The 14,796-nt window shown below is 46.0% G+C and carries 15 protein-coding genes; 6 read left to right on the top strand and 9 right to left on the bottom strand.

Features of this window, described 5'->3' with window-relative positions; all coding sequences use genetic code 11:
- Positions 1–69: 69 nt before the first annotated feature.
- From AOT11_RS09825 to yacG, 4 genes are all read left to right on the top strand, one after another.
- Positions 70–939, top strand: coding sequence for a prepilin peptidase (locus tag AOT11_RS09825; protein WP_026060802.1), 870 nt, complete (start codon positions 70–72; stop codon positions 937–939).
- A 1-nt stretch (position 940) separates the two neighbouring features.
- On the top strand, positions 941–1,549 hold the full coding sequence (coaE, locus tag AOT11_RS09820; protein WP_017421190.1) for a dephospho-CoA kinase: 609 nt from the start codon (positions 941–943) through the stop codon (positions 1,547–1,549).
- A gap of 32 nt (positions 1,550–1,581) precedes the next feature.
- Positions 1,582–2,322 (top strand): cell division protein ZapD, encoded by a 741-nt coding sequence (gene zapD, locus AOT11_RS09815; protein WP_017421189.1) that lies wholly within the window; start codon positions 1,582–1,584, stop codon positions 2,320–2,322.
- Positions 2,323–2,384: 62 nt separating this feature from the next.
- Positions 2,385–2,579, top strand: coding sequence for a DNA gyrase inhibitor YacG (gene yacG, locus AOT11_RS09810; protein ID WP_026060801.1), 195 nt, complete (start codon positions 2,385–2,387; stop codon positions 2,577–2,579).
- 311 nt (positions 2,580–2,890) lie between these two features.
- On the opposite strand, the gene rplS is transcribed toward yacG, so the two are convergent.
- The 5 genes from rplS to ffh all read right to left on the bottom strand — a co-directional run bounded on the left by rplS (position 2,891) and on the right by ffh (position 6,568).
- A complete protein-coding gene (rplS, locus tag AOT11_RS09805; RefSeq protein WP_011079544.1) occupies positions 2,891–3,244 on the bottom strand; it encodes a 50S ribosomal protein L19 in 354 nt (117 codons plus the stop codon).
- Positions 3,245–3,285: 41 nt separating this feature from the next.
- Positions 3,286–4,035, bottom strand: a complete 750-nt coding sequence (gene trmD, locus AOT11_RS09800) for a tRNA (guanosine(37)-N1)-methyltransferase TrmD (protein ID WP_017421188.1) — start codon at positions 4,033–4,035, stop codon at positions 3,286–3,288.
- A 27-nt stretch (positions 4,036–4,062) separates the two neighbouring features.
- Positions 4,063–4,611 (bottom strand): ribosome maturation factor RimM, encoded by a 549-nt coding sequence (gene rimM / locus AOT11_RS09795; RefSeq protein WP_017421187.1) that lies wholly within the window; start codon positions 4,609–4,611, stop codon positions 4,063–4,065.
- A 15-nt stretch (positions 4,612–4,626) separates the two neighbouring features.
- Positions 4,627–4,875, bottom strand: coding sequence for a 30S ribosomal protein S16 (gene rpsP, locus AOT11_RS09790; RefSeq protein ID WP_011079541.1), 249 nt, complete (start codon positions 4,873–4,875; stop codon positions 4,627–4,629).
- 316 nt (positions 4,876–5,191) lie between these two features.
- Positions 5,192–6,568, bottom strand: a complete 1,377-nt coding sequence (gene ffh, locus AOT11_RS09785) for a signal recognition particle protein (protein WP_011079540.1) — start codon at positions 6,566–6,568, stop codon at positions 5,192–5,194.
- A 213-nt stretch (positions 6,569–6,781) separates the two neighbouring features.
- Between ffh and AOT11_RS09780 the strand changes: the two genes are divergently transcribed.
- Complete coding sequence (locus AOT11_RS09780; protein ID WP_011079539.1) at positions 6,782–7,576, top strand: cytochrome C assembly family protein; 795 nt, start codon at positions 6,782–6,784, stop codon at positions 7,574–7,576.
- Positions 7,577–7,662: 86 nt separating this feature from the next.
- Positions 7,663–8,940: an HlyC/CorC family transporter gene (locus tag AOT11_RS09775; protein ID WP_017421186.1), complete on the top strand. Its 1,278-nt coding sequence runs from the start codon at positions 7,663–7,665 to the stop codon at positions 8,938–8,940.
- A 58-nt stretch (positions 8,941–8,998) separates the two neighbouring features.
- Here the strand turns inward: AOT11_RS09775 and luxS are convergent, their stop codons facing one another.
- The 4 genes from luxS to AOT11_RS09755 all read right to left on the bottom strand — a co-directional run bounded on the left by luxS (position 8,999) and on the right by AOT11_RS09755 (position 14,793).
- Positions 8,999–9,517 (bottom strand): S-ribosylhomocysteine lyase, encoded by a 519-nt coding sequence (gene luxS / locus AOT11_RS09770; RefSeq protein ID WP_017421185.1) that lies wholly within the window; start codon positions 9,515–9,517, stop codon positions 8,999–9,001.
- Between the two features lie 50 nt (positions 9,518–9,567).
- Positions 9,568–10,200, bottom strand: coding sequence for a transglycosylase SLT domain-containing protein (locus tag AOT11_RS09765; protein ID WP_017421184.1), 633 nt, complete (start codon positions 10,198–10,200; stop codon positions 9,568–9,570).
- Between the two features lie 10 nt (positions 10,201–10,210).
- Entirely contained in the window at positions 10,211–11,776 is a 1,566-nt protein-coding gene (gene gshA, locus AOT11_RS09760; protein ID WP_026060800.1) for a glutamate--cysteine ligase, read from the bottom strand.
- A gap of 158 nt (positions 11,777–11,934) precedes the next feature.
- Positions 11,935–14,793: a M16 family metallopeptidase gene (locus AOT11_RS09755; RefSeq protein WP_017421182.1), complete on the bottom strand. Its 2,859-nt coding sequence runs from the start codon at positions 14,791–14,793 to the stop codon at positions 11,935–11,937.
- Positions 14,794–14,796 lie beyond the last annotated feature (3 nt).

Below are 14,796 nucleotides of genomic sequence, written 5' to 3'. Positions count from 1 at the left end.
GTAATCTCAAGCAAGCTATTGGCTTGCTTGAGCTATTTTTGCCCACACCACGAAGAGAACGACGATTATATGGACGCGTTACAGTACTACCCTTGGCTTTATATTGGTTTAGCTTCCCTGTTTGGCTTACTGGTAGGCAGCTTTCTTAACGTCGTCATCTACCGCCTACCAAAAATAATGGAACTGGAGTGGCGCCAAGAGTGTGCAGAGTCCTTTCCTGAATACAAAATATCACCGCCGACAGAAACCCTAACATTAAGCACGCCGCGTTCAAGTTGTCCTTCGTGCCATACCCCAATACGAGTTCGAGATAATATTCCTGTCTTTAGTTGGCTAGCTCTAAGAGGAAAATGTCACCATTGCCAGACGAAAATCAGTGCTCGCTATCCTTTTGTTGAAGCACTGAGCGCCTTTTTGTGCGGCCTAATCGCTTGGAAGTTCGGTTATGCACCAATTACCGTAGCACTGATTGGGTTTACTTTGGTGTTAATCGCCGCTACCTTCATCGACTTAGATACCATGCTACTGCCTGATCAGCTGACACTGCCGCTGACGTGGGCAGGCATTGCGCTAGCGTTACTTGAGATAAGCCCAGTATCTCTGCAAGATTCAGTGATCGGTGCGATGGCGGGCTATCTCTGCCTTTGGAGCGTTTATCACCTTTTCCGCTTGCTGACAGGAAAAGAAGGCATGGGTTACGGAGACTTTAAATTGCTTGCGGCACTTGGAGCTTGGCTCGGCTGGCAATATCTACCGATGATCATCTTACTCTCTTCGATTGTCGGGTTGATCTTTGGTCTCATTCAACTCAGATTGCAAAAACAAGGCATTGAGATGGCCTTTCCATTTGGGCCTTATTTGGCCATTGCTGGTTGGGTCGCCTTGATGTGGGGAGATAGCTTGATGTCTTGGTATCTCAATTATCTTATAGGGGCATGATATGGCTTTAGTGATTGGATTGACCGGTGGTATCGCCAGCGGAAAAACGACGGTGGCCAATCTTTTTCAACAACACTTTGCCATCGATATCGTCGACGCAGATATTGTTGCTCGTCAGGTTGTCGCCCCTGGAAGTGCGGGACTGACTGCGATTGTTGACCATTTCGGTGTTGATATTCTGACTCATGAAGGCGAACTCGATCGTGGGAAACTTCGTCAGCGTATCTTTGCCCATAGCGAAGAAAAGCAATGGCTCAATGCGCTACTGCACCCTATGATCCGTCGAAAAATGATCGAGGATCTGGCGCAGGTCTCCTCCCCTTATGCTTTACTCGTTGTACCGCTGTTGGTAGAAAACCAATTACAGACTCTGTGCGACCGCGTTTTGGTCGTGGATGTTGAAGAAAAAACACAATTACAGCGAACCATGGATCGTGACGGTGTTGATGAACAACAAGTTCGTGCCATACTCAAGGCTCAGGCAAGCAGACACGAACGTCTCGCCTTGGCAGACGATGTGATTAAAAATGAGTCAAAAGACCAAGATCTTTTGCAGCAAATCACAGATTTACACCAAAAGTACCTAGCCATGAGCAAGCAAAATCGGTGAAAATAAGTCAGAGACGACGACAGGCCCGCTAGATGACCACGCATAACTTCGAACATCCACTCAATGAAAAGACTCGCATTTATCTGAGAGTCGAATCACTGCTTAGACAGGCACATACTGCCGCCTCATTTTCAGAGCCGCACCAGCATCAACTCTTTTTTCGTTCTATCTTCGATCTCATCGAAATTTTTGAACAAATTCAGTTAAAGAGCGAACTGGCGAAAGACATTGAGAAACAGCGTCTACTCTATCGCAGTTGGTTAAATGTCGAAGGGGTTGATCAAGCGACACTGCGCTCATTACTTGATGAGGCCGATCGTACCCACGCCGCTCTTATGCAGGCACCGCGTTTTGGCCAATCATTAAAGGAAGATCGCTTCCTTAGTTCAATTCGTCAGCGATTTAGTCTTCCTGGTGGCTCTTGCTGTTTTGATCTTCCAGCTCTGCATTATTGGTTGAATTTGCCCCTTGAGAGAAAGATCGAAGATGCACGACAGTGGTTGGATAGCCTTAAACCACTCTCCGACGCATTAAACTTGTGGCTAAAACTGGCCCGAGAAGCGGGTCATTTCAGATCTCAAACCGCACTCAATGGATTTTTCCAAAGCGACGCAGAAGAAGCGAATATTCTTCGCCTGCATATTCCCATGGAGTATGGTGTATATCCGATGATTTCTGGACACAAAAACCGCTTTGCGATCAAATTCATCAACTTTGAAACTGGGCAAGCCTGCAGCCAAGATGTTCATTTTGAACTGGCAGTATGCAGTTAACGCCCACACAGAATGAATATCGCTATTTTTAGTAAACCACTTTGTTTTACGGTTCTATCTTTATGACAAAAATAACCATAGTTAAATGCCCTCAATGTGGCACCGACGTGGAATGGGGAGAGCAAAGCCCTCATCGCCCTTTCTGCAGTAAAAAATGCCAAATGATCGACTTTGGCGAATGGGCCGATGAAGAAAATGCCATACCGGGTGCGCCAGATATGTCTGACAGTGACGGTTGGTCTGAAGAGCAGTATTAACGTTTTCTAGTTTTCTAGTTTTCTAGTTTTCTAGTTTTCTAGTTTTCTAGTTTTCTAGTTTTCTAGTTTTCTAGTTTTCTAGTTTTCTAGTTTTCTAGTTTTCTAGTTTTCTAGTTTTCTAGTTTTCTAGTTTTCTAGTTTTCTAGTTATTAAATAGGGTTGATGTTCACGCATCAACCTTTTTTATTGCCGCTATTTAAGCAATCAATAAATCAAGACACCCTCGAGAATCGTGTCCTCATGCAGATGAACGAAAAAAAAGCGGAGACCAAATGGTCTCCGCTAATACTATGAGAACGCTAGTTATAGCATTACTTCTTAGCAAGTTTCTCTTTGATACGAGCTGACTTACCAGAACGCTCACGTAGGTAGTACAACTTGGCACGACGTACTGCACCACGGCGTTTAACTTCGATGCTATCAACAACTGGAGAGTGAGTTTGGAACGTACGCTCAACACCTTCACCGTTAGAGATCTTACGAACAGTGAATGCAGAGTGTAGACCACGGTTACGAATAGCGATTACAACGCCTTCGTACGCCTGTAGACGCTCACGGTTACCTTCTTTTACCTTAACCTGAACAACAACAGTGTCACCTGGTGCAAATTTAGGTAGGTCTTGTTTCATTTGCTCTTGCTCAAGAGCTTTGATGATGTTACTCATTTTTAATATTCCTAGAATAAACTGATACTAAATTAAATAGGTTACTTGCGCTTATAGTGAGTTTCTTGAATGAACTCAGCAAGTAATTGTTCCTGTTCGTCAGTCAGAGCTAGGTTTTCCAGGAGCTCTGGTCTTCTTTGCCAGGTGCGGCCTAACGACTGTTTCAGTCGCCAACGACGAATTTCCTTATGGTTGCCGGACATCAGTACCTCAGGTACTTCTTTGCCATCCAACACTTCCGGACGCGTATAGTGAGGGCAATCTAACAAGCCATTAGCAAAAGAATCTTCTTCTGCCGACGCAAAATCCCCTAATACTCCCGGAACAAACCGTGAGACAGAATCAATCAACGTCATGGCTGGTATTTCACCACCCGTCATCACAAAATCTCCGATTGACCATTCTTCGTCAACTTCAGATTGAATGATGCGCTCATCTACCCCTTCGTATCGGCCACAAATCAGAAGCAAGTTCTCATTGGTTGCCAATTCTTCCACTCCTTGTTGGTCGAGCTTACGACCTTGAGGAGAAAGGTAAATGACTTTCGTCTTACCTGGTGAGGCTTGTTTGGCTGCATGAATGGCATCGCGCAAAGGCTGAACCATCATTAACATACCAGGGCCACCACCATAAGGTCGGTCATCAACTGTGCGATGTTTATCGTGAGTGAAATCGCGAGGATTCCAAGTCTCAATCGATAAAAGACCTTTTTTAACCGCTTGACCTGTTACTCCAAAATCAGTAACAGAACGGAACATTTCAGGAAAAAGGCTAATTACGCCAACCCACATGTTTATCTCGCTCTGTAGCTTTGGAGATTAGAATCCAGGATCCCAGTCAACTTCGATCCGTTGAGCTTCGCGATCAACTTTGATGATCACTTGCTCTTCAAGGAACGGAATTAAACGTTCCTTTTGCCCAAAAGCATCTTTTAGATTTGCTTTTACTACGAGAACATCGTTTGAGCCCGTTTCTAGCATGTCAGTAACGACACCCAGATCGTAACCATTGGTGGTTACCACTTGCATTCCAAACAATTCTCGCCAGTAGAATTCATCTTCTGACAATTCAGGTAGTACAGCAGGGTCAATAGCGATCTCAAGGTTAGTCAGGAGATGCGCGTCTTCGCGAACATCTAGACCTTCCAGCTTAGCCACCATACCTTTGTTATGGCGCTTCCAGCTTTCCACCTTGAACTCGACCCACTCGCCTTTTTGGTTAACGTACCAAGGGCTGTAATCAAATAGGCTTTCGGCATTGTCTGTGTAGGAAAAAACTTTGAGCCAACCACGAATGCCGTAAGTAGAACCAAATTTACCAACAACAATACGTTCATCACTCATTGTTTCTATACCTTTCATCGACATACACTAGTTGCTTAATTAAGCCGCTTTTTGAGCGTCTTTAACTAGCTTAGCAACACGGTCAGATAGAGATGCGCCTTGACCAACCCAGTGGTTAACGCGATCTAGGTCGATACGTAGACCTTCTTCTTGACCTTGTGCAGTTGGGTTAAAGAAACCAACTTTCTCGATGAAACGGCCAGTTGCAACATTGCGGCTGTCCGCTACTACGATTTGATAAAATGGACGCTTTTTAGCGCCGTGACGTGCCAAACGAATGGTTACCATGTCGTCCTCTTTGCTTTCTCAAAAATAAAATTAACCCCAGAAACCATCTATCACTAAACAGTTTGGGGTCTCGTGCCAAAATAAAGCTCCGGAATTTTACTCTTATTAGGTATGAATGCAAGGGGGTTGTTACTTTTTCACCAACATAAATTCATTTTTAAGTTTGTGATGGAGGTAACAAGTTGAAAAGTGGCTAAGGTTTGAGGCTTGAAGTTTGAAGTTTGAAGTTTGAAGTTTGAAGTTTGAAGTTTGAAGTTTGAAGTTTGAAGAGAATACTAGGCTCTAGCCACAAACAAGTGCTAGAGCCTAAATCATGTTATCGGCCGAATGGATTGAATCCACCGCCCATACCACCCATCATGCCTTGCATATTGCGCATCATGCCTTTGATGCCACCCTTCTGCATTTTCTTCATCATCTTTTGCATTTGGGTAAACTGCTTCAATAGGCGATTCACATCTTGTACTTGGGTGCCAGAGCCGGCAGCAATACGCTTTTTACGTGAACCTTTAATCAAATCTGGGTTTTGGCGCTCTTTCATCGTCATGGAGTTGATGATCGCTTCCATCTGCTTGAACATCTTGTCGTCGACTTTATCTTTGATGTCCGATGGCAATTGAGACATACCAGGTAGCTTATCCAGCATACCCATCATGCCCCCCATGTTCTGCATCTGACCAAGTTGTTCACGGAAATCTTCAAGATCAAAGCCTTTTTTCTCTTTGAACTTTTGCGCCAGTTTCTGCGCTTTTTCGGTATCAACGTTGCGTTGCAGATCTTCAATCAGCGACAGTACGTCACCCATACCCAGAATACGTGAAGCGACACGATCGGGATGGAATGGCTCAAGTGCGTCGGTCTTTTCACCCACACCTAAGAATTTGATTGGCTTACCTGTGATATGGCGTACCGACAGCGCAGCACCACCACGCGCATCGCCATCCACTTTGGTCAGAATGACACCCGTCAGTGGCAGAGCGTCACCAAAAGCTTTGGCGGTATTGGCGGCATCTTGACCCGTCATGGCATCAACAACAAACAGCGTTTCCACTGGGTTAATTGCACTATGAAGTTGTTGAATCTCGCCCATCATCGCTTCATCAATCGCTAAGCGACCTGCGGTATCGACGATCAAAACATCAAAGAATTTTTTCTTCGCGTGGTCGATAGCGGCATTGGCGATATCAATCGGCTTTTGGTCAGCAGATGAAGGGAAGAAGTCGACACCAATGTCGCTCGCCAATGTTTCTAACTGTTTGATTGCCGCTGGACGATAAACGTCGGCAGATACAACCAACACTTTCTTCTTATCGCGCTCTTTTAGCAGCTTCGATAGTTTACCGACTGAGGTGGTTTTACCCGCACCTTGTAGACCCGCCATCAAAATAACCGCTGGCGGTTGCGCCGCTAAGTTCAGCGCTTCATTCGATTCACCCATGACCGCTTCAAGTTCACCTTGAACGATCTTAATGAACTCTTGACCGGGTGTCAGTGATTTCGACACTTCCACACCAACGGCTTTTTCTTTTACGCGAGCGACAAATTCACGCACCACAGGTAAGGCAACATCGGCCTCAAGCAGTGCCATTCTTACTTCACGCAGGGTATCTTTGATATTGTCTTCTGTCAGACGACCTTTGCCACTGATATTCTTCAGCGTTTTGGATAATCGATCCGTTAAATTCTCAAACATTGTGTTCTCTACGCTTAATCCGGCGATAAATTGGGGTGAGTATACCTTAGCCACGGAATCAGAGATACCCGCGAAACGGCTCTATTCCACACTATTGGGGATAAGTTATTAATTTCAATATCTCAACTCTTATCATTGATCTGTATTCAACGTAGCCCAGAACTCAGTTGCAAGGTATACTTGCCCCATTCTATTGACCAACTTTCAGGATATATGGACAGCATAATTGCCATTGGTGCCACGATTCTCTACGGATTAGCCATCGCCACGATCGTTCCGGGACTTGCACACCAAACGGGGATAAAGGCCAAAACCGTTTTAATTAGTGCCTCTTTGGCGCTGGTCTTTCACGCGTGGCTATTGAGCGATCTCATTTTTGAAGGGTATGGTCAAAATCTCAGTATTTTAAATGTCGCGTCGTTGATCAGCTTCATCATCTCCTTGGTGATGAGTGCCGCGATGCTCAAAAACCGTTTATGGTTCTTACTGCCTGTCGTCTATAGCTTTGCCGCCATTAATCTCTCTGCTGCAACGTTTTTACCCAGCACTTTCATTAAGCATTTAGAGAATGACCCTAAGCTGTTAATCCATATTTCCTTGGCACTGTTTTCTTATGCCACTTTGACCATTGGCGCACTATACGCACTTCAATTGGCTTGGCTAGACCATAAACTGAAAGCAAAAAAATCATTAGTCATCAATCCAAACCTACCGCCACTTTTAATGGTGGAAAGACAGCTGTTTAAAATCATTATGATCGGCAATCTACTGTTAACGGCAACGTTGGCAACTGGGTTTGTTTTTGTTCACGATATGTTTGCGGAAGGAAAAGCGCATAAAGCGGTGCTGTCTTTTATTGCTTGGTTGGTTTACTCCACCTTGCTGTGGGGGCATTATCAAAAAGGCTGGCGCGGAAAAAAAGTGACCTGGTTTGCTGTTGCAGGGGCAACTTTATTGACCCTGGCCTATTTTGGTAGCCGCTTTGTAAAAGAGATCATACTGAGCTAAACCCATAATGTACTGTCATTTTTAGGACAGCTATAACGCGTAATAGCACTGTCATTTATCAGGATAACAAAAGGAAAGATTGAGTTTTGGACGACATATCTACGGGTATCTTATTTGCGCTACTCGCGTGTCTTATCGTCATTTCAGGCTATTTCTCTGGTTCAGAGACGGGGATGATGTCACTGAATCGATATCGCTTAAAGCACCTCGCCAATTCAGGTCACAAAGGGGCTAAGCGTGTCGAAAAGTTACTGAGCCGCCCAGACCGATTAATTGGTTTGATTCTTATCGGTAACAACCTTGTCAATATCCTTGCCTCCGCCATCGCGACCATTCTCGGCATGCGCCTTTATGGTGATTTGGGTGTTGCGATTGCAACCGGTGCCCTTACCTTAGTCGTTTTGGTTTTTGCAGAAGTCACCCCTAAAACCGTGGCTGCACTCTATCCTGAACGGGTTTCATACGCGAGCAGCATTTTGCTGGTGGTTTTGATGAAACTGCTGTCGCCTTTGGTGATGTTGGTAAATTTTATTACCAATGGTTTTATTCGCTTACTTGGTTTAAAAGCACAACACAACGGTGAAGATAATCTGAGCTCTGAAGAGTTGCGTACAGTGGTGAACGAAGCGGGCAGCCTGATCCCCCAGCGACATCAAGATATGCTGGTCTCCATTTTGGATCTGGAACACGTCACTGTGAATGACATCATGGTTCCACGCAATGAGATAACGGGTATCGATATCAATGACGATTGGAAATCAATCGTACGTCAATTGGCACACTCCCCACATGGCCGTATTGTCCTCTATCGTGACAAAGTTGATGAAGCGGTAGGTATGTTGCGATTGCGCGAAGCGTATCGTTTGATGTTGGAGAAAAATGAGTTCAACAAGGAAACCTTGTTGCGTGCTGCTGATGAAGTCTATTTCATTCCAGAAAGCACCCCACTTAATGTTCAGTTACTGAAGTTCCAACGCAACAAACAGCGCATCGGCCTGATTGTCGATGAATATGGCGATATTATCGGTCTGGTGACACTGGAAGACATTCTAGAAGAGATTGTGGGTGAATTTACCACCTCGATTGCACCGAGTTTCTCCGATGATATAACACCTCAAAGCGATGGAAGTTTTCTCATTGAGGGCAGTACCAACATCCGTGATATCAATAAAGGTTTGAAATGGAAACTTCCCACCGATGGCCCAAGAACCTTGAACGGCTTGATTTTGGAACACTTAGAGCATATTCCTGAAAACCACTTGAGCATCAAGATCGAAGGACATGCGATGGAGATTGTGCAACTGGAAGGAAACCGAATTAAGTCGGTAAAAGTGTTTCCTAAACGCAAACGCAAAACAGCCTAATGACGATCAAAAAGGCCCAGTGGAAACACTGGGCCTTTAACGTTTATGATGATCTGAATTAATCGACTTTGAGCTCTTTTAGCATTGCTTCTGGCAATGCTAGTTCATCGTTTCTATTGACTGAAATACCAACCGCTAAGATATTTTGAGCAATTTGCTTCGCTTCATCTAGCGAATGCATGGCTGCGGTACCGCACTGATACTCGTTCAACTCAGGGATCTTGTTTTGGCTTTCGACTTTCAACACATCTTCCATCGAAGCCGTCCACGCCGCCGCCACTTGTTGTTCGGTCGGCTCGCCAATCAAACTCATGTAGAAACCGGTACGACAGCCCATCGGTGAGATATCGATGATCTCAACCGAGGCGCCATTGAGATGCTTACGCATAAAGCCTGCGTACAGGTGCTCTAAAGTGTGAATGCCTTTCTCTGACAAAATATCTTTGTTAGGTGCAGTGAAGCGTAAGTCAAACACGGTAATGGTGTCGCCTTTTGGCGTTTGCATGGTTTTTGCCACACGCACCGCAGGTGCATGCATGCGAGTGTGGTCAACGGTAAAACTATCTAATAATGGCATTACTTCTCTCCTGCTCTATTCGTCCTTGATGCTCAGAGGACTTTGCTGATTTAGAAAAACCAGCTTCGATTATCTTCCAATTCTTGACGGCACTGTTTTAGCTGCCAGCCATAATCTTTTGTCTGTTGTTCCACTTTACGAGCTACCTTAATGAGTGAAGGTTTCCTTTGATAGCTCTTACGCTGATAACCACCTCGACCTTCGTGATAAGCGAGATACTGATTATAAGGGTCCCATAAGGAAATCCCCAACTGCTTACGTGTTTCACTGGTATACCAACCAATGAACATCAACGAGTCATCAAAGTTAGTTCGTGAGCCGCCATGTCCTGTGGCACGTTGAAAATCTTCCCAAGCAGGATCTTGCGCTTGAGCATAACCATACGCGCTACTCACGTGCCCCCAAGGAATAAACCCAAGTATATAGTCTTTTGGTGGTCTTGCGTCGTGGCGAAAGCTGCTTTCTTGTTTGACAAACGCCATCGCGACTTGAATCGGGGTTCCCCACTCCTTTTCCATCGCTAAGGCATCTTTATACCAGCGAGGTTTCTCACGGAAAATGTCGCATACGTTACTTTGCTGCGCCGGCGGGGTAGTCGCACAGCCAGATAACCCCACCAAACCGAGCAACAACACACGGCGAGCAATCTTACTCACTCCTCTTTCAGCAGAGGCTCCTGTCATTGCCGATTCCCTATTTTAAGTAGGCAAAGTAATCGGCCAAAAAGGTATCGAAATCCACCTCATCGGCTTGTTCAATCTGGCTCTGTTTAATGAGGGAGAGCTCAACTTCTTGCTCCATTTGCTGCAGAGAGAAGTGACGATATTGATGCGCTAAGTTTTGCTCACGGTATGCACGCCCCAACTCACACCCCGTCGCTCCTAAGCTGCCATTTTTCTGAATCAAAGTAAGTAGCTGTGCAGAAAGCGTTTTTTCTGGATGGTCAATCCACTTTTCCAGCTCACTACAAGCGAGGCTGTACTGATTGTCACCGTGGGCACTGTCCATCACTTCCGCTAGCTGGCGCAGCTCTGCAAACACGCGATGAGCCCAAGCTTGTAAGCTGAGCTTTTCACCTTGACAACCGATCTGCAGCTCTAAACCATACTCGCGGCCAGATACCACCACCTTGTTCCAGTTCTCTCGCCAGCAAGCCAGTTCACATTGATCCATCGGTTGCGATTCAGACAAGGCAGCCCAAGTTAAGAACAAATCGAGGAAACGCACTTGAGTTTCCGTGATACCCACCGGCGTAAAGGGATTCACATCCAGCGAGCGAACTTCGATGTATTCTACCCCACCTCGCGCCAATGCTTCTGAAGGTTTCTCGCCATTTTTCGCCACACGCTTTGGTCGAATCGGAGCATAGAGCTCATTTTCAATTTGCAGTACGTTACTGTTAAGCTGGCGATATTCGCCATTTTCCTTCACACCCAACTTGGCAAACTCAGCCGAAGGCGTGCGAATGGCTTTACTTAGCCCTTCTAGGTATTGGTCAATGCTGTTAAAGCCAATCGTCAGTCCACTTTGAGCGCTATTGGTGTAGCCCAAATCGCTCAAGCGTAGCGACGTTGCCTTAGGTAAATACAGGGTTTTCCCCAATGCTTCGAAAGGCAGCGATGTCTCGCGTCCTTGAAGAAACGAGGAACACATTGCGGGTGATGCACCAAAGAAATAAGGGATCAGCCAACCAAAGCGGTAATAGTTACGAATTAGGCCAAAATAGGCTTCCGACTTCGTTGCTTGGCGCTCATCTTCTGTTTGCTCACCATGCAGTGCATCCCAAAAGCTATCAGGAAATGAGAAGTTGAAATGCACGCCAGAAATGATCTGCATGAGGCTACCGTAACGGCGCTTCAAGCCTTCTCGATAGAGGGTTTTCATTTTGGCCGAGTTTGAGCTGCCATACTGCGCCAACGTAATTTGATCTTCAGTCTCGACAAAACAAGGCATCGACATTGGCCACATTTTTTCTTCACCCAACTGAGTTTGAGTGAAATGATGAATATCATCCAACTGGCCCAACAAAACATCGATGTCATGAGAAACAGGGGTAATGAATTCTAACAACGACTCCGCAAAGTCGGTGGTGATCCACCGATTGGTAAACGCAGAACCCAAACCTTGAGGATGCATGGTGGTCGCTATCCGACCATTTTGGCTGTAGCGTAACGTTTCACGCTCCACACCACGGCCAAACTGTTTAAACACTTCTGGGTTTCTTGCAACTAACTCAAGTCGCGCAGCAAAATCAGTCAAAATGAAATTCACTTATATCAGAAGCTTGCAGCGTCACACCTGCAAACTGAATTGTCGGAAATCGAAATGGTCTGGATACCCTTCTGTGTATCCAAAAGGGTATCCAGACCAACAACAAGTAGCGAAGAGCTAATACTCTTCGCTACTAAATGTGTACTCTATCGGATGATTTCAAGCTCTTCTACGGCTTTATTCAACTTTTCCAATTGTGGGCGAAGCGTTTTCGCATCCCCAACCACGATCATCTGATAGTCATTCGGGTCAAACCATTTCTTCGCCAAATCGTTAAGTGGCGCTTTATCAATGTTTTCCACAATCGCGTTACGCTGTTTAAGATAATCTTCATCCAAACTGTAACGGAGAATATTACCGATCAACTGCGCTTTTTGTCCGGGAGTTTCGTACTTCAAGGCATCTTGCTGACCAACCGCCTGACGCATGAAATGCAGCTCATCATCCGTCATACCCGATTGAGAAAACTCATTCAGTTCATTCTCCATCTCCATTAACGCAGGGATGGTTGCATCGGCACGCACTTGCGCATCAAACACCACGACACCGGTTTCGAGATTGCTGGCAAAGTAGCCTTGCGCCCCGTATGTGTATCCTTTGTCCTCACGAAGATTCTGATTTAAACGGCTGTTGAAATTGCCGGCCAAATTAAAGTTCGCTAATTGGCTTAGGAACATTTCACCAGTGGCATCATACGGCAAACCAAGGCGTACCATGCGAATGACGCTTTGTGGCGCTCCCGGCTTATCCACCAAGTAGATTTTTGAATCGCTTAATGGCTTCACAACTTGCGGGCGATACAACGGCGCGGCCTCACCTTGCCATGCTTTCCAAAATGCCAACTGACTGGCCATTTCTCGGCGACTCAAATCCCCCACGACCACGATCTGTGTGCTTTGTGGTGTGTAGTGCGATTGATAAAATGCTTTGACATCAGCCAGCGTGAGCGCTTGCAATGAAGCCATCGTGCCATCACTGGAACGAGCAAACAGCGTGTCACCATAAATCACTTGGCGCGTTGCTTGCGAAGCCATCCAGCTTGGTTGCTGCTGCTCATAAACGGCCCCTTCGATCATTTGCTTCTTCGCTCGAGCGAAATCATCCTCACCAAACGCAGGAGACCGGATCATCTGCTGAAAAATTTCCAACGTTGCTGGTAAATTTTTCTCTAATGCAGAAAGCGTGACTGTCGTGCTGTATCGCTCGGCAGAAACACTGATGTTACTGCCCAACTTGTCCAACTCCGCTTGTAACTCTTCCGCACTGCGAGAGGTTGTCCCCTCCTCCATCATAGCGGCGGTGAGTTTAGCTAACCCTTCTTTACCTACCGGGTCAAATCGACTCCCTGCTGGGAAGCGGAACTGCATCAATACGGTTGGCGTTTCATCGCTGACAGCGCCTAATAATTCGCTGCCGTTATCAAAATGCACTTTGTACAGATCTGGCATTTCAGCTTTCACTGGCTCTCCAGCCGGTGGCATTTGAGCTCGGTCAAAACTGTTTTCCGCTTTACGATAAGCCAACTGATCATCGGTGATTTTTTGGTATTCAGGCAAGGTTCTCGCCGGCGTCACAAAGTTGGCTTTTTGCACCGCCATGTCTATTTTGCCCTTAGGCACCACGCTTAAAGTCACTTTGTTTTTGCCATCAATAAATTGTTGATAGGCTTGGTTGACCGAATCCGCCGTCACCGCGCGCAATTGATCTAATTGATATTCGATGCGATCAGGGGTGGCAAAGAAGGTCTCATTCGATGCGAGCTGACTGACTTTACCGCTGACGCTTTGTAATGAGAACACGGCATCGGCTTCTGCTTTACCAATGATCTGCTCAAGGCGTTTCCCATCGGCGCCCTTCTGTTTAAACTCATCTAAGGTCTGCATCAGCTCTTGATATAAGCTGGCCAAATCTCCCTTGTCTCCGGAGTCCCCCATCGCGTACACGTAGAAAGTACAAGCCAGTTCCGCACAATCTTGGAAGGCACCAGCGTCGACTGCTTTTTGCGTTTTTACGAGATTTTGGTATAGCAAGCTGTTGTTGCCTTCCCCTAGTAAACTCGCCAATGCATCGAGCGAGGCCTGATGTTCTTCACCTTTGTAAGTCGTCGGCCACGCCATCATCACCATCGGCTGTCTAATACGATCTTCCAGCGTGATGAAGCGATTTTCTTTCAGGGTTGCAGGCTGCTTCGGTGCGTTATTCACCTCTGGCCCACGTGGAATACTGCCAAAATATTTATTGACCCATTCCAATGTCTGATCGGTATCTATGTCACCACCGATAGTTAACACGGCGTTATTAGGCCCATACCAGTGTAAGAAAAACGCTTTCAAGTCATTGACGTCGACACGATCAAGATCTTCAACATAACCAATAGTTTGCCACGAATAAGGGTGTCCTTCAGGGTAAATCGCTTCCGCCATTTTTTCCCAAATCAAACCGTAAGGGCGGTTGTCATAGCGTTGAGCGCGCTCATTTTTCACGGTGTCGCGTTGCACCTCAAACTTACGCTGCGATACAGCATCAAGCAAAAAGCCCATGCGATCTGACTCTAACCACAACATTTTCTCAAGTTGGTTCGCTGGCACCGTTTCGAAATAGTTGGTTCTATCTCGGTTTGTAGTGCCATTTAGGGTTCCGCCCGCCTCCGTAATGATCTTGAAGTGTTGCTGATCACCAACATTTTCCGAACCTTGGAACATCATATGCTCGAAGAAATGCGCAAAGCCTGACTTACCAATCTCTTCTCGCGCCGAGCCGACGTGGTAAGTGACGTCAACGTGCACTAAGGGATCGGAGTGGTCGGGTGACAAAATGACGGTTAAGCCATTTTCTAAACGGTATTTTTCATACGGGATTTTGACCTTACCCGCTTGTGCTGACGACTCTTCAATCAGAGTCACGCCTTCTGGTAATGATGAGAAAAACGGCACAGAAACCGATTTTACGGAAGAACAACCAGCGAGGACAAAAAGAGAGCAGGCACTCAGCATCAGTTTTTTCATGCT

The organism is Vibrio vulnificus NBRC 15645 = ATCC 27562 (assembly GCF_002224265.1).
Taxonomy (GTDB): domain Bacteria; phylum Pseudomonadota; class Gammaproteobacteria; order Enterobacterales; family Vibrionaceae; genus Vibrio; species Vibrio vulnificus.
Note: the sequence above shows the minus strand (reverse complement) of the source record. Positions and strands in the feature narration are given on the sequence as shown.